17 protein-coding genes and 2 pseudogenes are annotated in these 26,766 nt (G+C 39.6%); 9 read left to right on the top strand and 10 right to left on the bottom strand.

Annotated elements, in window-relative coordinates; all coding sequences use genetic code 11:
* A pseudogene (locus tag A9500_RS04915) lies at positions 1-1,973 on the bottom strand (hypothetical protein); the annotation flags it as partial.
* 365 nt (positions 1,974-2,338) lie between these two features.
* On the opposite strand from A9500_RS04915, the gene A9500_RS04910 reads away from it, so the two are divergent.
* The 3 genes from A9500_RS04910 (at position 2,339) to A9500_RS04900 (ending at position 6,360) form a co-directional block, all read left to right on the top strand.
* Positions 2,339-3,508 carry an EmrA/EmrK family multidrug efflux transporter periplasmic adaptor subunit gene (locus A9500_RS04910; RefSeq protein WP_065244107.1) on the top strand — a complete coding sequence of 390 codons (1,170 nt, stop codon included), beginning with the start codon at positions 2,339-2,341 and terminating at the stop codon, positions 3,506-3,508.
* 8 nt (positions 3,509-3,516) lie between these two features.
* Complete coding sequence (locus tag A9500_RS04905) at positions 3,517-5,043, top strand: DHA2 family efflux MFS transporter permease subunit (protein ID WP_065244106.1); 1,527 nt, start codon at positions 3,517-3,519, stop codon at positions 5,041-5,043.
* Positions 5,044-5,286: 243 nt separating this feature from the next.
* Positions 5,287-6,360, top strand: a complete 1,074-nt coding sequence (locus A9500_RS04900; protein WP_065244105.1) for a Fic family protein — start codon at positions 5,287-5,289, stop codon at positions 6,358-6,360.
* Between the two features lie 120 nt (positions 6,361-6,480).
* Here A9500_RS04900 and uvrA read toward each other — a convergent pair whose 3' ends face one another.
* The gene (gene uvrA, locus A9500_RS04895) at positions 6,481-9,312 is read right to left on the bottom strand and encodes an excinuclease ABC subunit UvrA (protein ID WP_065244104.1); all 2,832 of its coding nucleotides are present in this window, start codon (positions 9,310-9,312) and stop codon (positions 6,481-6,483) included.
* Between the two features lie 162 nt (positions 9,313-9,474).
* Here uvrA and A9500_RS04890 point away from each other — a divergent pair, with 162 nt between their 5' ends.
* A complete protein-coding gene (locus A9500_RS04890; protein WP_049357843.1) occupies positions 9,475-9,942 on the top strand; it encodes a single-stranded DNA-binding protein in 468 nt (155 codons plus the stop codon).
* 111 nt (positions 9,943-10,053) lie between these two features.
* Positions 10,054-12,753, top strand: a complete 2,700-nt coding sequence (locus A9500_RS04885) for an NB-ARC domain-containing protein (RefSeq protein WP_065244103.1) — start codon at positions 10,054-10,056, stop codon at positions 12,751-12,753.
* Between the two features lie 238 nt (positions 12,754-12,991).
* Here A9500_RS04885 and A9500_RS04880 read toward each other — a convergent pair whose 3' ends face one another.
* The 4 genes from A9500_RS04880 to A9500_RS04865 all read right to left on the bottom strand — a co-directional run bounded on the left by A9500_RS04880 (position 12,992) and on the right by A9500_RS04865 (position 17,038).
* Positions 12,992-13,360 carry a rhodanese-like domain-containing protein gene (locus tag A9500_RS04880; RefSeq protein WP_065244102.1) on the bottom strand — a complete coding sequence of 123 codons (369 nt, stop codon included), beginning with the start codon at positions 13,358-13,360 and terminating at the stop codon, positions 12,992-12,994.
* Between the two features lie 214 nt (positions 13,361-13,574).
* Complete coding sequence (locus A9500_RS04875) at positions 13,575-13,781, bottom strand: YnbE family lipoprotein (RefSeq protein ID WP_049380751.1); 207 nt, start codon at positions 13,779-13,781, stop codon at positions 13,575-13,577.
* Positions 13,778-16,513 (bottom strand): YdbH family protein, encoded by a 2,736-nt coding sequence (locus A9500_RS04870; RefSeq protein WP_065244101.1) that lies wholly within the window; start codon positions 16,511-16,513, stop codon positions 13,778-13,780. The genes A9500_RS04875 and A9500_RS04870 overlap by 4 nt, the downstream gene beginning before the upstream one ends.
* 48 nt (positions 16,514-16,561) lie before the next feature.
* Entirely contained in the window at positions 16,562-17,038 is a 477-nt protein-coding gene (locus tag A9500_RS04865; protein WP_065244100.1) for a DMT family transporter, read from the bottom strand.
* 172 nt (positions 17,039-17,210) lie between these two features.
* On the opposite strand from A9500_RS04865, the gene A9500_RS10495 reads away from it, so the two are divergent.
* The 4 genes from A9500_RS10495 (at position 17,211) to A9500_RS04850 (ending at position 19,313) form a co-directional block, all read left to right on the top strand.
* Positions 17,211-17,468 carry a hypothetical protein gene (locus A9500_RS10495; RefSeq protein WP_083180320.1) on the top strand — a complete coding sequence of 86 codons (258 nt, stop codon included), beginning with the start codon at positions 17,211-17,213 and terminating at the stop codon, positions 17,466-17,468.
* A 55-nt stretch (positions 17,469-17,523) separates the two neighbouring features.
* Positions 17,524-18,069: a carboxymuconolactone decarboxylase family protein gene (locus A9500_RS04860; protein ID WP_049364053.1), complete on the top strand. Its 546-nt coding sequence runs from the start codon at positions 17,524-17,526 to the stop codon at positions 18,067-18,069.
* Between the two features lie 84 nt (positions 18,070-18,153).
* Complete coding sequence (locus A9500_RS04855; protein ID WP_065244099.1) at positions 18,154-18,507, top strand: helix-turn-helix domain-containing protein; 354 nt, start codon at positions 18,154-18,156, stop codon at positions 18,505-18,507.
* Positions 18,508-18,533: 26 nt separating this feature from the next.
* Complete coding sequence (locus tag A9500_RS04850) at positions 18,534-19,313, top strand: IS3 family transposase (protein ID WP_083180318.1); 780 nt, start codon at positions 18,534-18,536, stop codon at positions 19,311-19,313.
* Positions 19,314-19,381: 68 nt separating this feature from the next.
* Here the strand turns inward: A9500_RS04850 and A9500_RS04845 are convergent, their stop codons facing one another.
* The 4 genes and pseudogenes from A9500_RS04845 to A9500_RS04830 form a co-directional block, all read right to left on the bottom strand.
* Positions 19,382-23,755 carry a hemagglutinin repeat-containing protein gene (locus A9500_RS04845; RefSeq protein ID WP_065244098.1) on the bottom strand — a complete coding sequence of 1,458 codons (4,374 nt, stop codon included), beginning with the start codon at positions 23,753-23,755 and terminating at the stop codon, positions 19,382-19,384.
* 159 nt (positions 23,756-23,914) lie between these two features.
* The gene (locus tag A9500_RS04840; protein WP_049363849.1) at positions 23,915-25,513 is read right to left on the bottom strand and encodes a ShlB/FhaC/HecB family hemolysin secretion/activation protein; all 1,599 of its coding nucleotides are present in this window, start codon (positions 25,511-25,513) and stop codon (positions 23,915-23,917) included.
* A gap of 53 nt (positions 25,514-25,566) precedes the next feature.
* Positions 25,567-26,388: pseudogene (locus A9500_RS04835) on the bottom strand (IS3 family transposase); the annotation flags it as partial.
* The gene (locus A9500_RS04830) at positions 26,370-26,744 is read right to left on the bottom strand and encodes a transposase (RefSeq protein ID WP_065244097.1); all 375 of its coding nucleotides are present in this window, start codon (positions 26,742-26,744) and stop codon (positions 26,370-26,372) included. The gene A9500_RS04830 and the pseudogene A9500_RS04835, both read right to left, overlap by 19 nt.
* Positions 26,745-26,766: the final 22 nt, after the last annotated feature.

Raw genomic sequence — 26,766 nt, 5'->3', positions numbered from 1 at the left:
GCTGCTGTTGCAGAAGATGCTGCTGCTGTCGCTGATGACGCTGCTGCAGCCACTGATTTTTTAATTTCGGCCAGATTCGTGTTCACAGTATCCGCTGCAGCTTTCGCACTTGAAGCAGCTGCTGCCGCAGCTGTTGTCGCACTATTTGCAGTACTCATTGCTGCTGCTGCAGTGCTTGCTGTTGCGTTAACTGCAGTAATCACTTGATAAAGCTGTGAACCGTTAATTGCATCGGTAGAAGTTGCACTAATTAAACCCGCTGCCACATATTGAATTTGACGTTGGTTAGTTGTATTACCTACGGCTACTGTACCAGTACCAATACCAACACCGTTATTACCAACTTCAGTTGTTCCACCAATTTTGATTGAGGTTAATGAATTTTTAGCACCGCTCGTTGAGCCAGCACCTAAAGCGACGTCTTGTGCATTTGCTGCTTTCGCATTTTGACCTAAAGCAACAGCGCCTGCTGCAGTAACATTCGCACCTTGACCTAGCGCAACCGCACCTGCCGCAGTAGCATTCGCTGCTGAACCAATAGCAACTGCATAACCTGCCGAAGTATTCGCATTTGTACCTACAGAAATACTTTCTTGCCCACTAGCCTTCGCATAACGGCTGGCAGCCAAAGAAAATGAACCCGTTGCTTCAGCGCCTAAACCAATAGCAACAGCACTATCTTTACCGGCAACGGTATTACGACCTAATGCGATGGCGTTATCTTCTGTTGTTGATACATTAGCATTACGACCAATTGCAAGACCAAAGTTGCCAGATACGTTTGCCTCGCGACCAATAGCAATACCGCTTTCTTTATTCGCCTTCGCAGTCATACCCATAGCGATAGTATTTTCGCCAATTGTTTTAGCGCTAAAGCCCATAGCAATAGCATTATTACCTTGTGAGGCACCTGCTGAATCATTAACTGTCGCACCAGTACCAATTGCAATAGCATTATTACCTTTTGAGCCACCAGTTGGACCGTTAACTACCGCACCAGTACCAATTGCAATAGCATTATCTGCCCATCCTCCAACAGTACTGCCCGAGCCCATAGCAACACCAGCTATCGCACCATTGACGGAATTTTTACCAATCGAAATCGCTTGAAAGTTTGATGCATTCGCATTTGTACCTAATGCTACGCTATCAATATAGCCGCCTCTTGCATTAGAACCAATTGCTGTTGAGTTAGTACCATTTGAAACTGATGAAACACCGATTGCAATCGCTTGAGTACTGTTTGTGGTAGCCGTTGCATCTTCACCAATTGCAATACCTTTTTCACGTTCAACAACAGAATTTCTACCAATCGCAATAGATGCATCTGCTTTTGCATTAGCTAAAGTACCAATTGCAGTAGAATTTCCTGCATTTGAGGATGCTGCTGTACCGAATGCAATCCCTTGGTTACTAGTTGCCGTAACAGTTGCCCCATTACCAATGGCGATACCCTGTTCACGTTGAACATTCGCATTCTGACCAATCGCAACTGCAGAAATTCCGTTTGCATTAGCAAAACCACCAATTGCAGTCGCATTCGCAGCTGTTGCGTTTGCAAATCCACCTTGCGCAATTGCAAAATCAGCATTAGCATTAGAATCAGAACCTATAGCAACAGATTTAACAGCTGTTGATTTTGTAGCAATACCTAAGGCAACACTATTATCTCCAGTTCCAGTAGCTGCACGCCCAATAGCCACACCGCCTTTATTAGCTTCCGAGCTTCTACCTATTGCAATGGAACCTGTACCTGTCGATGTACCACCAGCGATAGCCGCTAGATGATTAGCATTGTCACCAACTATTTGATTCATGCTTCCAGCCATAATAGCATTTGCTTGCCCTGCGATCCCTAATGTTGCCAAGGCAATAACGCTTAATTTGAATAATCTGTTAACACCATTTGAAACAGTTGATGTTGAAATATCTGAGGACGATTTTACTTGTCCTTTAGCTAATTCAGAAGTCACCACCAATGACTGTGGGTTCTATTCCAAATAACCTTGAAAATCTTGTTCATCTAAACAAAACTCCTCATGTGTACTTTAATAAAATTGAACAAAAATAAAAAATTTTTGCCTAAAATCACCATAGATGTGATCAGCTCATGATTATGCATTATAATCAGAAAGAACACCAGTTATATCAAGTAAATATTATGTAAAGATCTCTTCTCCTCTCCGGATATACGGAATTTCTTATACTAAAATATATATTAGTCACTAAAGCGCGGTCATTCTTGAAATAATTCTAATTCACGTTCATAATGAACAAACATTCATATTTTATAGACTGAAGCTTTTTTACTTCAGCCTTTTCCGATAAGGCTCGCATTATGTCCGATCAACAAACAGATACACAAAACTCTTCAAATAATAAATCTCAACAACGTAAAAAAGGGCTTTCTATTTTTATTCTTTTGCTTCTTCTGATTGCAATCGGTTCGGCGGCTTATTGGTTTTTCTTTATTAAAGGTTTTGAAGAAACGGAAGATGCCTATGTCAGCGGCAATCAGGTGATGGTCTCAGCACAGGTGGCGGGAAATATTGCGAAAATTAATGTCGATAATATGGATCCCGTACAAGCGGGCGATGTGTTATTAGAATTGGATGACACCAATGCCAAATTGAGTTTTGAGCAAGCAAAAAGCAATTTAGCCAATGCCGTTCGCCAAGTTTCTCAACTGAATTACACCATAAAACAATTAAAATCTGCTGTTCGTGCGAATGAAATAACCCTTGCTCAAGCACAAGGAAACTTGAACCGTCGTGTGCAATTAGTCAAAGATGGGGCGATTGATAAAGAATCGTTCCAACATGCAAAAGAAGCTGTTGAACTCGCAAAAGCGAACTTAACCACCTCACAAAATCAGCTCGGCGCAAATCAAGCCTTATTGTTAGACGGACCTTTAAGTGAACAACCGCAAATTCAAAGCGCAATCAGTAATTTAAAACAAGCTTGGCTAAATTTAGAACGCACAAAAATCCGCAGTCCAATTAAAGGTTATGTGGCTCGCCGCAATGCTCAAGTGGGTCAAGCGGTGTCTGTTGGTGGGGCATTAATGGCAGTGGTCACAACCGATCAAATGTGGTTAGATGCCAACTTCAAAGAAACACAATTAACCCATATGCGAATTGGTCAGCCGGTTGAAATTCATTTCGACCTTTATGGCAAAGATAAAACCTTTAATGGAAAAGTCGTGGGAATTGAAATGGGTACGGGCAGTGCATTCTCATTATTACCCACTCAAAATGCGACGGGGAACTGGATCAAAGTGGTGCAACGTGTGCCTGTGCGTATTCAATTAGATCCGCAACAACTGGCTGAAAATCCATTACGTATCGGTCTTTCTGCAACTGTGAAAGTGAATGTGACCGATAGCCAAGGCGAAACTTTACGTGACCAAGCGCCATCTACAACGCTTTATTCCACGAATGTGCTGCAATATGATGAAAGTGCGGTCAATAATTTGATTGAATCCATTATTCGCGACAATAGCTATTAGGTTCTGTTATGCCGCAATCTCATTTCAAGCCGCTACAAGGCGGTGCGTTAGCGATGCTCACATTGGTGCTGTCTTTAGCCACCTTTATGCTCGTGCTAGACTCCACCATCGCTAACGTAGCCATTCCAACTATTGCAGGTGATTTGGGTGCCTCGTCTAGCCAAGGAACGTGGGTGATCACTTCGTTCGGGGTGGCAAATGCGATTTCGATCCCGATTACAGGCTGGCTGGCAAAACGTTTTGGTGAAGTGCGGTTATTTTTAATCGCAACGCTATTATTCGTGCTAGCCTCTTGGCTTTGTGGTATTGCAAATAGCTTGGAAATGTTGATCGTTTTTCGCGTCCTTCAAGGTGCGGTAGCGGGTCCCATCATTCCCCTTTCTCAAAGTTTATTATTAAATAACTACCCGCCTGAAAAACGCGGAATGGCATTGGCCTTTTGGTCAATGACAATCGTCGTCGCCCCAATTTGTGGCCCGATTTTAGGCGGTTGGATCAGCGATAATATTCACTGGGGTTGGATTTTCTTTATCAACGTTCCGATTGGGCTTGCCGTTGTCTTAATCAGTTGGAAAATTTTAGAAGGCCGAGAAAGTAGAATTTCTCATCAACCAGTTAACACTATTGGGCTTATTTTATTGGCGCTTGGCGTCGGTGCGTTGCAATTAATGCTGGATCAAGGTCGTGAGCTAGATTGGTTTAATTCCACTGAAATTGTGGTACTTACCATTATCGCGGCGGTAGGTTTAATCGCCCTCATCATTTGGGAACTCACGGACGATAATCCAGTTGTGGATGTTTCCTTATTTAAATCCCGAAATTTCACCGTAGGTTGTGTTTCAACCAGCCTTGCTTTCTTGGTGTATTCAGGGACAGTCGTGCTTATCCCGCTTCTGCTCCAACAGGTTTACAACTATACAGCAACATGGGCGGGACTTGCGGCAGCTCCAGTAGGATTATTGCCGATTCTACTTGCACCGATTATAGGGAAATTCGGCAATAAAATTGATATGCGGATTTTAATCACCGTCAGTTTTATGGTTTATGCGCTGACCTTTTATTGGCGAGCTGTGACCTTTGAACCTGAAATGACGTTTATGGATGTGGCATTACCGCAATTTGTGCAAGGCTTAGCCGTTGCTTGTTTCTTTATGCCACTGACAACCATTACCCTTTCTGGTTTACCACCTGAAAAAATGGCTTCGGCGTCGAGCTTATTTAATTTTCTCCGAACCCTTGCCGGCTCAATAGGCACATCACTTACTACTTTTATTTGGTATAACCGCGAAGCCGTGCATCACACGCAACTCACAGAAGTCATTAATCCATACAATCCGATTTCCCAACAATTCTTCCAAACTATGGCAAGTTTTGGTTTAAGTGAAGAACAAACGGCATCATATCTCGCCAGACAGATCACCGCTCAAGGCTTTATTATTGGTGCTAACGAGATCTTCTTAGTTTCTGCGATAACCTTTATTTCCTTGGTTGTGCTCATTTGGTTTGCTAAACCACCTTTCAGCAGCAAACATTAAAAACACCCGAAAAAATAACCGCACTTTTCTATCTGAAATGACAAGAATTTGTTATTTGGGACAATTGAAAAACTGGGAAATTTAACCAAATATTATGTCTTCTGCTTTAGAACCTGAAACATGCACAAAAAAATAGAAAATTTGTGTGCGTTGTACTAATATGCACAAAATATTCTGAATATTGTGCATGTTATGTAAACGTGCACAAGAAACCACACCTTTTTATGTATAAAGGAAGTCATAATGAACAACTATCAAATTCCAGATTTATTTGCCTTGGGCGAGATAGAAAGTAAAGCGGTATTGAAAGCTTGCAGTGCTGCTCATCAGGCATTAGGTGAGTTAAAAGGCGTGGTACATACGATGCCGAATCAAAATATTTTGCTAGGGACATTACCCTTGCAGGAAGCAAAAGAAAGCTCGGAGATTGAAAATATCATTACCACGCAGGATGATTTATATCAAAGCAATATCAATACACACCAATTCACTACCGTAGCGGCAAAAGAAGTTCACTACTACGCACAAGCCATGTCATTAGGCTTTGACTCCGTCCGTTCCGATAAATTAATTACACTCAATCTCATTAAAGAAATTCAATCTACATTGGAAGGAAACAATGCGGGTTTCAGAAAGCAGCAAGGAACGGGGCTGGTAAATCAAACGACAAAAGAAATTGTTTATATGCCACCGCAAAATCCTACCGATATTGAAAAATATATGTCTGATTTGGAAAGATTTATCAATGACTCGGCACAACTTGATTACGATCCCTTGGTAAAAATGGCACTGATTCATCACCAGTTTGAAAGCATTCATCCATTTTATGACGGAAACGGTCGGACAGGACGGATTTTGAATATCCTGTATCTGATTCAGCAGGATTTGCTAGACACGCCGATTCTGTATCTTTCCCGATATATCAACCGAAACAAAGCTAAATACTATCAATTATTGCAATCGGTACGCGACCGTCAAAACTGGGAAGCGTGGTTAGTATTTATGTTAAATGGCATCACAGAAACCGCCAAACGGACAGTGACCTTAATCAATGGAATTAAAGTATTAATGCAAAACCATAAACAGCTCATCCGTGACAACTTACCACAGATTTACAGCCATGAACTGATTAACAATCTGTATAAACACCCTTATACGAAAATTGATTTCATCGTACGAGACTGCCAAATCCATCGTAATACAGCAAGAACCCGTTTAGAAGCATTGGTGAGAATCGGTATTTTAAAGAAGGAAAAAATTGGAAAAGAAAATTTTTATATTAATGTAGCATTGTATGAGTTATTGATGGAGCAATAGAGATTATCAGAATTCTCAACATTAGCTATATCCAATCAGATAGTAAAAATATCCAATGTTGTAATACAATTCTAGTAAATAACCGCACTTTAATGATGTTCAAAAGTGCGGTTGGTTTTTCTAGCCTTTTGTTAAGATGTCTTTTAGGAATCTCGCGGTATGCGAGCCTTTGACTTTAGCGACCTCTTCTGGTGTGCCTGTTGCAATGATTTGACCACCGCCGCTACCGCCTTCTGGACCAAGATCCACAATCCAGTCTGCGGTTTTGATCACATCTAAGTTGTGTTCGATCACCACGATAGTATTGCCTTGATCGCGCAAGCGGTGTAACACTTCGAGAAGTTGTTTAATATCAGCAAAATGCAAGCCGGTTGTCGGTTCATCCAAAATATAAAGGGTTTTACCAGTATCGCGTTTTGAAAGCTCTGTCGCTAACTTAACGCGTTGTGCCTCACCACCTGAAAGCGTGGTAGAAGACTGACCTAAACGAATATAAGACAAGCCTACATCCATTAGGGTTTGCAATTTACGCGCAATCATTGGGATCGCATCAAAAAACTCGCGAGCTTCTTCCACCGTCATATCTAACACTTGGTGAATAGTTTTGCCTTTATAACGGATCTCCAAGGTTTCACGGTTATAGCGTTTACCTTTACATTGATCACAAGGCACATACACATCCGGCAAGAAGTGCATTTCTACTTTTAGCACGCCATCACCTTGGCATGCTTCACAACGACCACCGCGTACATTAAAGCTAAAGCGTCCCGGGTTATAACCACGCGCACGCGCCTCTGGCACGCCCGCAAATAATTCACGAATTGGCGTGAATAAACCGGTGTAAGTTGCAGGGTTAGAACGCGGTGTACGACCAATTGGGCTTTGGTTAATATCGATCACTTTGTCGAAATATTCCAAGCCTTCAATGGATTTATAAGGTGCAAAATCCGTTTTTTCCGCACGATTTAAGGCGTTTTGAGCCAATGGGAATAACGTATCATTAATTAGCGTTGATTTACCTGAACCTGATACCCCCGTAATACAAGTAAATAAGCCCACTGGGATCTCTAAATTCACACCTTTCAGATTATTCCCTGTCGCACCTTTTAATTTTAGAAGTTTGCTTTTATCAAGTGCGGTTCGTTTTTTCGGAATTTCGATTTTTTCTTCACCCGATAAGAACTTACCCGTAATCGAATTCGGGTTCGCCATGATTTCTTTGGCGGTACCTTGCGCAATCACTTGACCACCATGCACACCTGCCCCTGGGCCAATATCAATAATATGATCGGCTTCTCGAATGGCATCTTCATCATGTTCCACCACAATTACGGTGTTGCCCAAATTACGCAAATGAATCAGCGTATTTAACAGACGCTCATTATCGCGTTGGTGCAAACCGATAGAAGGTTCGTCCAACACATACATGACTCCCACTAATCCCGCACCAATTTGGCTAGCTAGTCGAATACGTTGTGCTTCACCGCCCGAAAGGGTCTCAGCTGAGCGAGAGAGGGAAAGATAATTCAACCCCACATTCACTAAGAATTCTAACCGCTCTTTGATCTCTTTCAGGATTTTTTCCGCAATTTGTGCTTTTTGACCGGTTAAGGTAAGCCCTTGGAAAAACTCAAGGCTTTCACCAATGCTTTTCTCTGAAATTTGCGGCAAGTTAATGCTGCCAATATACACGTTTCGAGCTTCAGGGCGAAGACGTGAACCACCACAATCTGCACAAGGGCGGTTGCTGATATTTTTTGCCAATTCTTCGCGTACAGACATGGATTCCGTTTCTTTATAACGGCGCGCCATGTTATTCAAAATCCCTTCAAAAGGATGCTTGCGGATCACTACATCGCCACGATCGTTCATGTATTGGAATTCAATTTCTTCCTTGCCTGAACCGTGCATCACTATGTCTTTAATTTTTTGAGGCAAATCTTCGTATGGCGTTTCAATATCAAATTTATAATGTTTTGCTAACGAGGTAAGCATTTGATAGTAATAGAAATTGCGACGATCCCAACCTTTTACCGCACCGCCTGCAAGAGAAATACTTTCATTTTGTACCACACGGCTTTCATCGAAGAACTGCTGAACACCTAAGCCATCACAAGTCGGACACGCCCCTGCCGGGTTATTAAATGAGAATAAGCGAGGCTCTAATTCCGGTACAGAATAACCACAATGCGGACAAGCAAAGTTTGCTGAGAAAACCAATTCTTCAGCCTTAGGATTATCCATATCCGCCACAACTGCTGTACCACCAGAAAGCTCTAAAGCCGTTTCAAAGGATTCCGCCAAACGTGTGGCTAAATCTGACCGCACTTTGAAGCGATCCACCACCACTTCAATGGTATGTTTTTTCTGTAAAGCAAGTTCTGGTGGATCGGATAAATCACAGATTTCACCATCAATTCTTGCACGAATATAACCTTGTGCCGCCAAGCTATCTAACAGCTTAACATGCTCACCTTTGCGGTTTTTCACCACAGGCGCAAGCAACATCATTTTGCTTTCTTCTGGCAGACTTAAAACTTTATCCACCATTTGGCTGATGGTTTGTGCCGTTAATGGCACATCATGATCCGGACAACGAGGCTCCCCTACGCGAGCAAACAACAAACGCAGGTAATCATAAATTTCGGTGATAGTCCCCACAGTTGAACGCGGGTTATGAGAAGTGGATTTTTGCTCAATAGAAATCGCTGGTGACAAGCCCTCAATCGAATCCACATCCGGTTTTTCCATCAAAGAAAGGAATTGACGCGCATAAGCAGAAAGAGATTCCACATAACGGCGCTGCCCTTCCGCATAAAGCGTATCAAATGCTAAAGAAGATTTGCCCGAACCGGACAAGCCTGTAATCACAATTAATTTATCGCGCGGAATGGTTAAATTGATGTTTTTGAGGTTGTGGGTTCTAGCCCCACGAATGTCGATAGTATCCATAAAAAAAGCGATTGCCTTAAGAAAATAAATTCAAAAATTGTGACCATTATCGCATATTTCAATATCTGTGCAAATATCCAGTTAATTTTTATGGATCTTTTGTTTCTTTTAAGGCAAAATAGCCAAAATTTTTCACCTTATTTCTAAAATATAGAGGATTCTATGGCAGGTATTAATAAAGTAATCATCGTGGGTAATTTGGGTAATGATCCTGAAATCCGCACGATGCCAAATGGCGAAGCGGTAGCAAATATCAGCGTGGCAACAAGTGAAAGCTGGACAGATAAAAACACGGGCGAACGTCGTGAAGTGACAGAATGGCACCGTATCGTGTTATATCGTCGTTTAGCAGAAATTGCGGGGCAATACTTACGCAAAGGTTCACAAGTTTATGTTGAAGGTCGTTTAAAAACCCGTAAATGGCAAGATAACAACGGCCAAGATCGTTACACCACTGAAATCCAAGGTGATAACTTACAAATGTTAGGTGGTCGTAATCAAGAGATGGGCGGTTATACACCTGCACAATCAGCACCACAACCAAGCTATCAATCTCGTCCAGCACAATCTGCGCCAGCGCCACAAGCTGAGCCACCAATGGACGCATTTGATGACAACATTCCATTCTAAGTTACATTAGAAATTAAATATGGAAATACAATTCAAATGAATAAATAGAAGTCTTTTAAAATAGGCTTCTTTTTTTCTATGTTAAAAAGATAAGTAATAAGAGTTATTTAAATGGATCTAAACACTTTTAGAAGAAAAACAGCTATGGTTTTACACGAATTAGAAATTGGAATAGGAAATCTAGTACTAGAACAAATTCCAGATTCTAATTTATCTGATTCTGAAACTAATAAATTAAAACCGCTGACAGTTCAAGATTTAGTGGAGCAATCATATCTAGATGATTTATTTCAGATGTTAATTCCTTCATCTAAAGATACTATTTTTAGAGAAGATATAATTGAATTAAGAAATATTTTTATACAGAACGAAATATATAATATTAGAAATGTTATATCTCATCCTAATAGAATATTTGATTTAAATTACTGGTATAAAGTTGCTGCCTTGGCAAGTGATCCTATTATTGAATTATTAGGTTTATCTAAGGTTAAAAAATCATTATTATCAGCTGAAAATAATCTAATTGTAGATCCTCCTGAAGATTGGATGAATAGTATCTTTAAGAAAATTCCTAACAACATCCCAGATAAATTTGAACATACTATAACAGGTCTAATTGGCAGGAATAAACTATTAGCCGATCTTAAAGAACTTCTAATAAATAGGCTTGATCGAAGATCTTTGACCATATCCCTCGTTGCTCCAGGAGGAAATGGAAAAACAGCAATTGTATTAGAAACTTTAAGAAGAATTATTAATGATCCATTAACTAAAGAACATTTTGAAGCATGCATCTACATAACATTAAAAACAGAAGAACTAACTGATAATGGTATTGTAAAACTAGATTCAATAACTTCAGTTAATGAGCTAAGAAAAGAATTAGTGAGTATTTTTAATGATCTATTTTTAACAGATTATTCTGATTTTTCTGAGCTATCTGATATAGAATCTAATAAGAAAATTTTATTATGTATAGATAACTTAGAAACTCTTTTAATTGAATGTAAATCTGATTTTGATAACTTTTTATCAGAAATACCGCTTTCTTGGAAAGTATTAATCACTAGTAGAATATCTATTGATAACAGTAAAATTATTAAAGTTGATGTACTAAAGAAAACAGAAGCTATTGCTCTAGCACGTTCTTATCTGTCGAAAAAAGCTGGTAATTTAAGAAATCATACTATGACCGACGATGAATTAGATAAAGTAGTTAATGAATGCTATTTGAATCCTTTAGCTATTAGATTAACTATAGACCTTTACTTAAAAGGGAAGGATATTTTTACCTCAACTAAGGTTGCTAATAAAGAAATAGTTCAGTTCTCATTTAAAAACTTAATCGATTCTTTTGATGAAAATATTATCAAAGTTTTAGAATGTTTATATTTGAAACCAGAAAGTTCTCGAGCTGATTTAAAAGAAATATTAGATTTTTCTGATGACGAAATTGCAGATAGTATTGCCCAATTATCTAATACAAGTCTAATAGTAAGGGTTACTAAAGATGATGTTGAAAATTATAAATTAGGAGAGTCAATTCTTAATTTACTATTGTCTAACCCTAAAAACATTAGAGTTCGCGCTGAAATTCAGAAGAAAATAGGAAGGATGAAGACAAAAATTAATGAATATCAGAGAGAACAAGCTATACAAGGTATAGATAAACTTTCTTTTGATTATATAAATCCATCTTTACCAGACTCTTTAAAGATTTTATTACTTGATCTAAATAAGAGTATTAAAAAGCATAATGATTTATCAATACTATTAGATAGATTTTGTCAGCTAGAATATAATTTCAAGGGACACTTAGAATTTCAGATTGCCTATGGTCGATTATTATTTGAAATGAGAGCTAATGATATGGCTAGAGAACGCTTTAATAGTGCTATATCATGCTGTAATTCGTCTAGAATCGCCAAATACTATTTAGCTTTAATTGATTTTTATGATAATGAATATAGTAACTCATTTAAAAAATTTTGGGATTTATATTTAGATAATGAAATAAAAGGGGAGCTAAGAGAAAAAATTATCGATTATATGTATAAGTCATTACTATACGATAGTAAGTATGAGGAAATATTAGAATTTAGTAAAAAATGGAGAGAATCACAAGTAAGAGGTATCGAAGGTTCTTTTAGAGCCAGAGCAATAAAAAATCTTGCTGAGAAAATTAATATTCCTAAAGATCGAGCTAAAGAAATATTGAGATCTATACATATTTTAGAAGATATATTTAGAAATGACGGATATATAAAAGTAGCCTGTATCCAAATGAAGGCTATAGCTGATGAAATAGCTAAGTTACTCATTTCGACTAAAGATAAACGTGAATATTGGAATTTACATGAATCTATAGAATTTGTGAATTTCATAACAAAACATGTACCTAATTCAATAGATGATATTACATATGGAGATTGCGAATTTCTTATTAAGTTTGTTGATTATATGCATCACCTTCCCAATAAAAATCCATTTCAAAACCTTTTCTGGAAAGATTTTCTTAGCAAGTATAGTACTCTAGTTCTCCTAGAAGAGCTACCATCAGAAAATCATATAGAGGTAATTGTAGAAAAAATAGTATTTTATGATACAGGGAAAAGAGCCAGTTATTTATTCGCTCAATCTCTTGAAAAAGAACGTTTCTTCATTCATTATAGACGAATGTCAAAAGCTTCATATAGATTATGGCCTTCAATAAAAGAAGGCTCAAGATTAGCAATTATTCCAGACTATGAAGGGAAAGAAACGGGTAAAGATGCTCTGGCTAAGGACGTATATATTATTGAACTATAATGATTTTAAATTAAGCAATAACAATAAAGGAGCTGATGTCTTGTCAGTTCCTTTATTTTTTTATACTTTGTTAAACCTTAAGAGGTACGAATTTTTACGACACTTTTTTATCATTATAATAAAACTGAATACTTTCGGTGCAACAACTGTCTCCATAAAAAAGCCAACCTTGATATTTAGTCAACTATTAAATAACAATGAATTCTACAGTGTCGAAAGTTTTTAGACTAAATAATATTTATTTCAAACCTTTTTTAACCAAATCTTCATAACCACCATGATTGGTGACATTGGTATAGCCTGCATTTTTCAGCTCAGTGAGTGCAGCTTCGGCACGGCGACCACTACGGCAGTAAAGGTTGATCGGTGCATCTTTATCTGAATCAATTGCTTTAACACCTTCCACAATTTTATCGTGTGGAATATTCACTGCACCTTGTAAATGACCAGCATTAAACTCCTCAGCAGAACGCACATCAATCCAAACGCCTTTTGCTTTTTCCGGTTGTACCATACTTTGTTCTGTTTGTGGTGCAGTATTTGCATAAGCAACAATAGAGGCGGTAATGGCTGCCGCAGAAAGTACCGCTGTGAATAATTTTTTCATTATTCAATCTCCTATTAAATAGAAATAATATATTTACCTAAATAAATTTAGGGGTTATGTAAAACTAATAGCCATCATACGCCTAAACATAAAGATAATAAACTGTGAACAAAGTAAAAATTAAGTAAAATTTTCGTGAAATTTAACCGCACCTTAAAATAAAAAAAAAGCCATCTGAAATAAAACATTCAGATGGCCTTTTTAATTGATTTAATTATTTCTTTGCAGGATCAACTTCACTCACAGCTTTCTGGGATTTTTCATCCATTTCCACTTTAATATTGTGGTCCACCACCACATTCATATTAATGGTGATCCCTTCCTTTGGGGTGTCTAATTGAATGGTTGGCGTACAGGCTGTGAGTGTAAACATCGCCGCAAAAATAAAAAAGTGCGGTTGAAATTTAAAGTGTTTTATCATTTGTCTTTGTCTAATTGCTTATAAAGTTTATATTGCAGATTTTGTTCAAATTGCGAGCCGTAGTCAATCATATTCCACAATTCAAACATATTTTCTTGGTGCGTATAATTTAACGTTATCGGATTATTGGTTCGCTTAGTTGGATTAAATCCGCTAATACTCGCATGCAACCTCATCTGCCCTTTAGGATCGAGCGTCACCGCCGCATGGGAATTTTGCAGTTCCATTTCTTTTAATAAATCCACCAAAATATTTTCTGTCCAACCACCTTTTTTCAGTCCTTTCACCATTTCATCGGTTAATTTGATAGACACATTTCCCACTTGTTCCAATGTACCATTACAAATCAGACATTCCTTGTGACCAAGCCAAAATGGCAAGGTCGCATTGGCGCGGCCGGTTAAGGTTACTTGGTTATATTGTGCCAAGGCTAACACTTGGGCTAAATCAATATTAGTAAAAGAAAGTGTCGCCATTTTACTTTGTGGAAAACTGAGCTGAGGCACCGTCAATACGCCATCAAATAAGGAAAGTTTCACATTTCTCAAAGTAAGCGGATTTTTCATGGTGTTCGGATAACGCCCAAACAAATCCAATTCCCCATTTGCGACGGAAAGCGCGCCATAGCGAATATTTTGAGTCGAAATATGGATCGGTTTACCCGAAGCCACTTGCAATGCCGAGTTTTCATAATTCATTGGGAAACGAATATTCAAGCCATAAATCTCGCCATCTGGCATAGTGATTTTGCCATTTTTAAGATTCAGCTCCCCCTTCATCTTCACGCCATTGCCATTGATTGCGAATTCACTTTGTCCTTTAATGCTGCCCTCATGAATTAACCAATTCCATTGTTGAGGGAAAAGTGATTGGAATACTTTTGCAGATTGTTCTTTCCAGCTGATTTTGCCTGAAAGTGCAGTATTTTGATATACACCCAAGACATCTAAAGGCCCAAGCGAACCAGCCTTTAAATCACCTGCAAAATTGAAGTTACTGATACTCTTACCATCAATACCTAAACCGAAAACAGGCGAAACAAAACGACCGCCATAAGCCAGTTCAATCCAATCTGTTTTCGCTTGCAACAAACCTCGAATATGCTCTTCTTCATAATCCCAGCGGAGTCGATCTTTAAGCTCCAATGAAAGTGGTGCCATTTTTACCTCTTTCATTTTGACTTCTTTGGAGTGAGCAGAAAGTTGATTTAATTCAATATGATCGGCTTCCCAAAATCCTTTCCCTTCCATTTTGACTGGCGTATTTAAAGATTTCCAGTTTGCACTGCCATTGATAATCCAATCCCAACGGTTTGTCGCTTGTTTCTCCACCGACTGCAACTTATGTTCTTCATCTCGCAAATCAAACACGGTTTTAATACCGGCAATAAACTCGTGGGCATTTCCGTCTAATTTTAGATTGAGGTTTTCAAACTGCGGAGTTGTGCCATTCAACGTTGCCTGCAAACGCCCTTCTAAGCCATAACGACCGATAATAATGTCATCTAACGGTAAACGAACATGTAATTTGGTGTCGGGTTGTACAGTATCCATTTTAAAGACCGAGCCAGGATAAAAATACACCACGGGATGCGTAAAAATCCCGCCTAGATGATAAGTTAAATTAGTAAGTGCCACGGTAGCGTTATAACGTAAATCCCCGCGAGTTTTCAGCTCAAAGTCCAATTCGTTATTATCATCGCCCCCACCGATTTCACCATTTTTCCCTGAAATCACGATCTCCCCTTTGCCCATTTCGCCAAAAGTTTGCAAGATCACGTTCATATCAATGCTTAATGGCAACAAGCCTTCTGCCGCACGATGAATAGATAACCCAAGGAAGCCTTTAATCGGTTGATAGCTGTCAAAGGTCCAATAAAATTTCCCCCACGAAATATCCAAGCCATCTTTGGTGAACACGAAAGGCACATCCAACAACGGCGAATTTGCTGTTAAATCTTGAGCGTTTAACTGACCGTCTGCACCTTGCCATGACACTTTTGTCTCGCCTTTTGTGACGGCTAGTTCTGGGTTATTCCAGTTAAGTAAGACATTGCCTTGTTGAGGAAGCTGAGAAAGATCAGGATCAAAATTCGCAGAGAAATGAAGATCGTAGGTTTTATCTCCCGCTTGTTTGATTTCACTACTCCCCGCCCATTGGAAAATACCATCTTGTGGCGTGACAGTCGATTGATGATGAAGCTCAAGCCCGTCATTATTGGCTTGAGCTTCGAGTGCTAATTGGTTGCCGTTATAGTTTGCGTCTAACGCCCAATCAGCTGATAAGAAAGGTTTTAAAGCCCCTTGTGTCAAGGCTTCGGCATCCGTTAATTGAAAGTGTTTAACGTTAACATGAGAAATAGGCAATGCCGCCCAAAGTGCGGTCAGATTTGGCGGTGTTTTTTCAGCATTATCACTGGGTAAATGGGTTAAACAATCATAATTCAAGCTAGCCTTTTCAACATCAAGACTATGCGTATTCCACCAAGTCACCTGAGTATTATTCAGGTTCACAAGCGTACATTGGTCGGTTTTCACTTTTAGCTCTGGCAGCGTTAAACCTGTTGTTTCCCATTGCCAATCATCGGCTAATTCAATGTGATAATGCGGTGCTAAAAAATGATTGGTAAGTTGCGCTACACGTTTCGGGGTCGCAAAAACGCGTAATAAGCCAATGCTTATTACGATCAATAGCAACAAAATAATCAACACCCACAGGCAACGCTTTCGCATAGTTTCCCCAATTACGCGATTAATCAATAAATAGAGGCGTATTCTATCCTATCTCGCCCCAAATAACTCAACCAACTTATCTCCAAAGAAATAAAACACTAATCCAAAGGCGACAATGATTAATCCAATGAGTTTTGTGATGTTCACTTCTCGGATCGGCATACCGATAAGACCGAAATGATCGATGGTTGTTGCCGTAATTAATTGTCCAACGATGATAAAAAATAACATCGCGGTGATGCCTAATTTCGGTGCAAGTAGAACCGTTGTGAAGACGACGATAGCGCCGAGTACCCCACCAATTAATTTCCACCAAGGTTGTGATGGAATCGTGGATAGATTGCTCCATAAATCAGTTTTAGCCAACGCGATAAAAAAGAGAAAAATCGTGCCTACCGCAAAAGAAATGAAGGTAGCAATCACCGCTTCGCCACTCATGGCTTTCGCCAATTGCGTATTAATCGCTGATTGCGTGGCGAGTGCTACGCCTGCCGCTAAAGCGACGATGAGATAAACAAAAAACATTGAAACTCCCAACAGAAAATTTGGCTTATTTTAACCTTTTCCTATTTGTCTTGTCGCGAAATGCTTTCCATTCTGAAAAAATAATCAAAAATCTACCGCACTTTGCATTTCATTCATAAATACCTCAAAAGTTGTAAGTCATCTTACCTGTTTATTTGATCTCGATCACCATTTGACTATTCTTGATTTGACGCTAACCTTCAAACCCATAGCCGAAAAGCAATTCCAAGAAACCCAAAACAGCGATTACCTCCGCTTTATTGAAGCACGCGCCACCCAAATGTTGCACGACAACAAAGCCCTTTCCGAAAAAGGCAAAAAAGAGTTGGAGAGATTACTGTCTATCGTCAAAACACATTTAGCATGGCGACGCCAAAATAATCATAACTTTTGGCTATATGAAATAAACTTTTCTTCTTTTTCTTACTGAATTTAGAAAGGTATTATCAAGCGGAAATTTATGATTTATCCCTTAGGAGTAGTTTATGTCTCAATTTAAAATTCACACCATTGAATCTGCACCGGAAGCGGCACAAGAAGCCTTAAAAGCCGTACAAAATGCCAATGGTTTTATTCCAAATTTAATTGGTGTTCTCGCAAATGCCCCTACTGCACTTGAAACTTATCGTACAGTGGGCGGTATTAATGGTCGTAATAGCCTAACCGCAACAGAACGCGAAGTGGTGCAAATTACTGCAGCCGTAGTCAATGGCTGTGGTTTCTGTGTAGCAGGCCACACGAAAATCGCTTTAAAAGTGTTAAAACTTGAAGAAGAGCTTGTAAACCAAATTCGTGCAACTGCTTGTATTGAAAGTGATAAAAAACTCGATACTTTAGCGCGTTTCACCCTTGCTGTTATTTTACAAAAAGCAAAATTAACCGAAGCACAACTTAACGCGTTCTTTGATGCAGGTTATACCCAAGAAAATGCTATTGATGTGATTTTAGGTGTTAGCCTCGCCACATTATGTAATTATGTGAACAACATTGCTGAAACTCCAATCAACCCTGAATTACAAGCATTTTCATAATCAAGTCTATAAAAGTGCGGTTCAAAATGATCTGCACCCCAAAAGTTGGACTCAACAAACCAACAATTGAGGTGCAGATTTTTTATGGGTAAACACTACACAATCGAATTTAAATTACAGGTTATTCAACCTATTCTAAAAGGGAAAATGAGCATTCGAGAAGCCGCTCGTTTTTACAATATCTCCTATGACACATTAGTCGGAACCTGGTTGAAACGGTTTGAAAAAAGTGGCATAAAAGGACTTATTTCCCGTAAACCATCAGGACGACCGCCAATGAAACCTAAATATGCAAAAATGCCACCGCCACCCAAAACTGAAGAAGAGCGTTTACGTTTGAGAATTTTACAGCTTGAAGCGGAGGTGGCTTATCTAAAAGAATTGAGAAGGCTCAGACTTCAGGACGAAGCCGAGCAACGGAAATTATCCAAAGGTTAAGAACGCATTATCCCTTAACATGGCTATTGAGTTTCGCACGTTTAGCGCGTAGTACGTTCTTTTCCCAACTTCAAGTTAAGCCAGATAAAGACAAGGTACTTAAAGCCGCCATTAAAGACATTAAAGCGAAACATCCTGATTATGGCTATCGACGTGTTCATGCCTGTTTGCCAGGCGTAAATCATAAAAAAGTCCAACGTTTAATGCAGGTACTTGGGCTTCAAGTGCGGTCAAGAAAAAGCAAGAAATTTACCACCTATCGAGGCACGATAGGGGTGATTGCACCGAATCATCTTGAACGCGATTTTAGTGCAACGGCTCCGAAACAAAAATGGGTGACCGATATCACCGAGTTTAAGGCGAAAGATGGAAGTAAAGTCTATTTATCCCCAATTTTAGACTTATTTAACAATGAGATAGTCTCCTATAATCTCAGCTATTCCCCAAACTGGGTGCAAGTAGAGGACATGTTAATGCAAGCCGTCAAAGGATTAAATAAAGCTTGTGGTGTCATTTTACATTCAGACCAGGGATGGCAATATCAAATGGTAGCTTATCGTCGAATCTTGGCTGAACATGGCATCATTCAAAGTATGTCGAGAAAAGGGAATTGCTTGGACAACGCCGCAATGGAAAGTTTCTTTGGGCGATTAAAAACGGAATGCTTTTATGGTCGGGAATTTAACAGTAGAGAGGAGATAGTTGATGCCGTCAGAGATTATTTGGATTACTATAATCATCGACGGATTCAACTAAAATTAAAAGGACTGAGTCCGATACAATATCGAAAACAATCCTTTAAATAACAGTCTAACTTTTTGGGGTCAGATCAATTCCGTGAAAAATTTGCAAAAAATTGACTGCTTGATGGGTTTTAGTGTCTTACACGTACTTTATAATTTACTTTATTATTTTTAATAAGTTGTAAATTTACTGCACGTATTGGTTTTACTACCTGTCTTACTTTTTCAGGAATTTTTGCTTCAACTTGTTTTTTTATCGCTGTAGTAGCTTCCGCTTTAAAATGTATTTGGCGACTACGATGATTTTTCATCTCAGTACGAGATTTTACACCTTTGACTACAACTGTATCCTGTGTTGCATTCACGCCAGCATTAGTTGCTGTTTGCTGATGTTTGGCGTTAACCTCTAATTTTGCATCCGCTTTCACACCTGCAATAGAACCGTTATTCCAGTCATTTTTTGCTGCTTCTGCCCACTTATCTGTAGTTGGTACAGCAAGTTTACCACTACCATTCGCAGCAAGGCTTACACTTACTTCATTGACTTTATTGGCTAATTGCTCACTGTGAGAATCACCTGAAATCGTACCGCTTGCGTGGTTAGCATTGACAGAGCCACCGATAAATTTCGCATCACCACCAGCATTGATTTTAGCTGTATCGGTGTTGAGAGTGGTTTCGGTATGTGTTTCATTACGCACCACATTCACAGCAAGATGACCGCTACCTGAAGACGGAGTCCATTTTTGTTCAGCCACACCACCGCCTAGTTTTAAGCCTACTGAAACATCAGTTTTGTTCACGCTATCTGTTGCTGCCGTTAAGGCTAAATTGCCTTTGCCTGCATTAAGATTGAGCTGTTCAGAGGTTGAGTTTACGCCTTTTAAATTCACTCCGTTTTGAGCTTGAATGCTCACATTTTTACCGTTTACTGCCACGCCTGTGTGCGTTTGGCTGTTTTCGGTGTTTACGCCTACATTTGCATTAAAGCCTGCATTTGCTACTTTAGCTCCAATATTCACGCCTGTTGCCACAGAGGCTGCCACATTTTGAACGTGATTATTGCCGGCTGTAATGTTCACACGTTTGCCAGAAAGTTGAGCATTTTCAACCGCTTGCACGTTTGTGCCTTGCAAGTTCAATACGCCTTGTGTTTGCACATTTACGTTTTTACCCGCAATGGTGTTCATCACCGCTTGGCTTTGGTTGCCGTTTTTACCATTTGCAGAAAGGCTTAAATCAATAGATGGAACTGCTGCACCTGCTGATGGCACAACCATTGCACCAACACCTACTTTCGCTTCAAAACCACCACCTGATTGGGTTTTACTGCTTGTTGCTTGGCTGAATTGAGCACTTTGAGCTTGAATATTCACATTTTCACTTGCGTTAATATTTGCTTGGCTATTTAATTTGCCTGTGTGAATGTTCACGTTTTTCGCATTAATTGAGCCTTGCACAGCATTGCTTTCTTGGCTAGCAGATTGGTTGTAATTTGCTCCTACTTTTGCTGCAACGTTAAAGCGTTGGAAGTCGGTAGTATCGGCTGAAACGCCTAAACTCGCCCCAGCTGAAAGGCTGTTTTTCTCAACACGATTTGCAACTGCTACAAGTTGATGGCTGTTTGAATTAAATTGTGCCGTTTCTCCTGCCTTGTATTGGGTCGCATTATCTTGAATGTGGTTTGCATTTACGCTGATATTTTTGCCCGCTTGTAACTGCGTTGCGGTATGCGTTGTGCTTGATACGGTTTCACGTCCACCTTTTGCAGCAAGTTCCGCTTCCACGCTGAAAGCTTTGGATTTATCAATGCTCGCAGACACCGTGAGATCAACACTCACATTATTGCCAAAGCTATTTATACTGTTTTTCGCAGTAGTGTGGAGTACCTCTTTCGCATTTTCTTGAATATTTCCTCCTGCTTGCACTTGGCTGCCTTGATGCTCAATGCGATTTGCATTAAGTTTTACATCATTTGCCGCTGAAAGTTTGCTTACTTGGGCTTTGTTTTCCACGCTTGAATTCAAGGAATGAGCTACGCCAACCCCTAAAGTGGCACTTAATTTGTTCTCGGTTACGGTGCCGCTCAAACCAACATTTACTTCGTTTTTCACGCTGTTGTTAATGCTTTGATTTTGAGCCGCTTGTGTCGTGATTTTATCTGCGTTAATGACTAAATTGCCGTGAGTTGCCGCTACTTCACTGCCTGAAACAGTCACAGTTTTTGCATTCAATGCTACATCGTTACCTTTTACGCTTGAACCTGTATGCGTTGTCGTGTGACTATTTTGGCTGTTATTGTAAACGTTCAAGCCCAAGTGGAATTTACCTTCTGCATTTATAGCATCTGCTTTTTTCTCTTTGCTGATTTCAACATCTGCATCCACGCTTGGCTTACCTTTGTTATTATCAAGGTTGAGATTTGCGGTTAAATGCCCGTGTTGGAATGATGTTTTGAGGCTGTCGAAACTGCCCGCGAAACTAAAACCAGCCTTACTTGATTCCGTACGAACGTGGTTAGCTGCACCTTTCACTTCAATACCACTTTTTGCTGCAATATCGAGCAACCCTGCGGATTGCACGGTTGAGCCCACAATGCTCACGTTTTTGTTGGTAGAGAGTTGGAGATTCGATGCTGATTTTAAGGTTGAACCTTTTGCAGTAGAGGTATGTGTATAGCTACTTTGGCGAGCCTTGGTAATATCAAAAATTGTACCTTGACGAGCGTAATCAACTGCAGTGGTTTTCGCTTGAGTGCTATCAATAACTAATGCACCTGCATTGCCTTTTACTACGCCATTACCACCCGTTACGACACGGCTGCCTGAAATATGCACGCCACGGCTTGCATCTAAAGTCGCATCGCCTTTCACGGTAAAATCAGCCCCGTGAACAGTTTCCGCACTTCTGCCTGTACCAACGGTTTTAGAGCCTGCTAAACCACCCCAGAAACGCATATCATCGCTGAGGTTATAACTTTCGCTAGATCTTTCTGAGCCGAATGAAAGCGAACCGATATTTTTTGCCAATAATGCACCATCCACATTTGCCACTACGCCTGTTAAATGCACATCGCCTTTACCGCCTAAAATAAGATCTTGTTCGGTCGTTAATTCTGTCGCAGTGTAGTGCTGCACGCTACTATCTTGGCTGCTTAAACCTGTTTTTAAACGTGCAGTTTCATTTTTAAATTCAGCACGAGCCGTTTGAGTGGTAGTGGCTTTTGCACCACGTAAATTCACGCCTTGTTCGCCATAAATAGCGGTCGTTTTTGCGGAAACTTTTGCACCTTCTGTGGTCACTTTGCCTTTGGTTGCTTCAATATTTACACTATCGCCTGCAATCGTAGTGCGGTGTATGGTTTCAACACGATTGCTCTCTTGTTCATTGCGATACCAACTGCCTTTGCTTTGGTTTTTGCTGTGTTCACGTAAATTTACGTTTTTTTCTGCCCCTAAATGTACATTGCCACCGCGAATATTGCTATTTTTGGCTTGAATATCTGCTCCTGAAATGTTCAATTTACCACCGACATTCACGTTAAATTGATCGGTTTGCACACGGGTTGCTTGGTAGCTTTCACTTGAGCCACTTTGATGATCACGAGACTGTACGCCATTTTGATGTGTAACTTTTGCTTTACCTCTATCTGTATGACGACTAATTCTACCGTTTAAGTTTGCATTGCCTGCGGTAATATCCACTTCTTTTGCTTGTAAATTAGCCGATTGAGCGGTGATAGTCGCACGATCATCAGTTGAATGAATACGAATTCTACCCGCTTGAATACTACCCACAACTTTGCCATCCAGCACTTGACCTTTACGCTCTGTAGTTGTAATTTTAAGCGTGCCATTGTCTTCACGTGCAATTTTATTTTTGCCCGTAATCACATTCACCCCTTCGCTGGTGGTAATTTGACCGCCAACGGTCACTTGCGGGGCGATTAAATCAATGTCACCAGAACTGGTAATTTTGCCGCTGGTGCTTAACGCTTTATCGCCTGTTGCATCATAGCCTTTAAGTTTACCTTCTGCGACTTGCGGTTTACCTACCACAAGCGAAGCACGAGGCGTATTAATAAAACCGCCTCCTTCCACGCTAATGCCGTTCGGGTTAGCTAACACATAATCGGCTTTTTCACCAAAGATTTCTTGCTGACCAGCAATTTTAGAAGGATTGCGACTAACGACTTCGTTCAGAATCACTTTTGCGGATTGGGTTTTGAGATTTGGGTTGGCGTTCAGATCGCCTGCGAGTTGAGATTTGCCATTTTGACGAGCATTGTTTAGCACCGCACCAGATTTATCTACGTTAAACTTATCATATCGGTTATGCGATAACCCTGCGGCACTTGGATTGGCGATATTGATAATTTCAATGCCTTGTTTTTTGCTAATTTGTGTATTGGCATCTGCCGCACTGATTTCTGCAAAAGCAGATTGCCCCGCAATGCTGAATGCAATGGCGAGCGAAATTTTGCTTAAAGAGTAAGTTTTAGACATTTTGTACCTCGTAAAATGGAACATAACTAAATAAGAAATGCTCGTATTAAAGCAAAAATGGATAGGTTAGACCAGTTATTTATGGAGTAAAAATGTGATCTGCTTCACAAAAAAATAATTTATTGAGTAAAAAATCAAGTGTGCATTAGTGTAATAAGCTTAGAATTTATAGCTGATGCTTCCCAACACTAATCGCTCTTGTTTGACACCATCAGTTTTCGAAAACAATCGCCCCATTGCCCATTCAAGGTTAGCTTGAAAGGCTTTCTGCTCCCAATTCAACCCAACAGAATAAGCAAAGGCTTGTTCTCGCTGAGTATTCGCTTGTGTTGATTTTTGTACGCCAAAATCAATGCCAACGTAAGGCGAAAATGTACCGAATTCGGTTGCTTTTACCCAAGCAATATCGTTGTGTAAAACAATATTTTTCTCAGCCGATAAGCTCAAATCATTTAAGCCTCTCACCCTATTTCGTCCCGTTAAATCTTCTTGTTTAATCGAAGGCAAATAATCGCGGCTATATTGTGCTGTGAGCTGATGAGAATGGCGAAAAAGTTGTTCACCAATCGGTTGATAGCGGTTAAATTTCAGCTCAAAATTCCAACGGCTAAAACGATCTTCTGGCTGGTTTTCACCTTTATTTCGCCCCTGTTCATAGCGGAAATCAGTAACAAAAGTGGCATTTTCAAACAGCTGCAAATGATTTAGCCCAATAGAAATGCTCGTTAATTTAGGACTTTGAAGATCTAAAACCACATCATCCAGTCGGTTTTTGCTGTTAATTTTCTCGATCTGCGTTGAAAATGTTGAAATATGGTTAGAACCACGATGGAAAACATAATCTGCGGTTAATCCCGTTTGGAGAGTTTGCCCTTTTTGTTGCAGGCTTAATGTCTGAAGTGAGAGCGGCGTTTTAAATTGGGAAATAGAAACAAAGCCACTGAATGTCCAATAACCATAAGGTAAGGAATAATAGAGCAATGCCGAGCGGCTAAATTGATGACGAAATTTTAGTGTATGCGAACCGCTTAGATAAAGCGTATCTGATAAGCCAAAAGGGGTGCTAATGCTAACAGAGGAACGTACCTGCCAACGATCGTAGGTTCTTGACGCGTAATTATCCAATCCAATTGAACCATTGAAACGAGAAATTGGTTCGTTCGTAAATTTCAGTTTAACTTCGCCATTTTTAGCTGGCAAAACATCAACAGAAACGCTGTTTCCCGTGATGCGATTCGCTTGATCCAGTGCTTGGTCGAGATCTTGCACTTTCAGTGGTTTACCTATCGCATTTGGCAAAATTTGGCTTAAATTAAACCGCTTATTATCGCTTTCTATAGCAGCAATTTTGCCCTCAAATACATGCAGGGTTAAAACGCCTGATTGATCGTCTTCAAACTGAAAAGGGTTGTGAATGTAGCCTTTTCTCACATAGGCTTGAGTAAGTTGTTGGCTCAGCTGATTAAGACGAGCTTCATTCAAACATTCGCTCGATTTAGGTGCAAAAGGCATTGGATCAATAAGCGTTATTCCTTTAAATTTCACACCTTGATAATCTAAACAAATTTGCGAGAAATCGCCATTTTCAACCGCTTGAGAAGTAGATTGGAATTGATGTTGTTCTAACCAACGTTGTTGATTTTGGCTCTGTAGCTCAGAGAATTGCTGTTTAGATTGTTGGAGCGATTGGGTGATATCATCAGCCCAAACATTTGATGAAAAAAGAGTAAGAAGAAAGGGAAAAGCAAATTTATTCATAGCAGCGATAAAATAAAAAATATGATCTGCCCCCCAAAAGTTGGACAGGTTAGTTAACTTAAATATTGAGCTCGGTATTGCACTGGGCTCAATCCTTTTAAACCAAGTTTAATTCGTTTTTGGTTGTAATACACTAAATATTCTTCAATTTCAGCCTGTAATTCAGCAATTGAATGATAAGTCCGTGAGTAAAAGCACTCTGATTTTAATATTGCAAAAAAGCTTTCAATCACCGCATTATCGTAGCAATTTCCTCGGCGGCTCATACTTTGAACCGCTTTACCTTCCAACATTTTCACCCATTCCGCCGTGCCATACAATACACCTTGGTCGCTATGAATAATCGGGCATTCTATCGGTTTAATTCGACTAAGTCCTTGTTCTAACATCTTTTTCACCAATGAAAATTTGGGGCGTGTTGAAAAGTTATAGGCAATAATTTCTCGGTTAGCCAAGTCCATTAACGGTGAAAAATAAAGCTTTTCTTGCCCAACATGAAATTCCGTTACATCTGTTACCCATTTTTGATTGAGTGCCGTTGCTGTAAAATCACGATTCAGCAAATTCGGGGCAATATGCGATGTTTTTCCACGTTTTCCATGTCTTTTTTTGCGTAAAATGGAATGAATACCTAACTCGTTCATCAACTTTAACACCGTCTTATGATTCAAATTAAAACCCATTTGGCGTAATTTAAACGTCATGGGGCGATAACCATCTCGTTTTCTGTTCTTTTTATACAGCGATAAAATAGCTTCTTTAGCTTCGTGATAATTTCGCTTAATCTCTTTATAGTAAAAGCTTGAATGAGGCATTTTAGCCACATGAAGTAAATCATTTAATGCGTGGTTTGGCTTCAATCTTTCAATAATTTTTCTTTTTTCTGTCGCTGCTTTTGACGGTCGAGCGCCTCCAACTCCTTTAGATAAGCAATCTCCGCTCGAGCCAAGGCGAGCTCTCGCTGCAGCTTTTTAAACGCTTTAGGTGAAAAGTCTGTGGTTTCTGGAATTTCAATGTCTTTCTTTTTCATCTTTGGCTTCACTATTTTCGGGGTTTGAAGGTTTGTATAAGGCGATTTTATGCCATCAAGCCCTCTTTCTCGAAATGCTTTTAGCCAATAAATGACGAGAGCATGGGAAATTTTATGAAGTTTAGCCACCTCACGGATACCATAATTCTGTTCAGTGACGAGTTTGATAATTTTCAAACGAAATTGATAAGAGTAGGACATAATCTGCACCTCAAATTAGGTG

The sequence above is a fragment of the Haemophilus sp. CCUG 60358 genome (assembly GCF_001679485.1).
Classification (GTDB): domain Bacteria; phylum Pseudomonadota; class Gammaproteobacteria; order Enterobacterales; family Pasteurellaceae; genus Haemophilus_D.
Note: the sequence above shows the minus strand (reverse complement) of the source record. Positions and strands in the feature narration are given on the sequence as shown.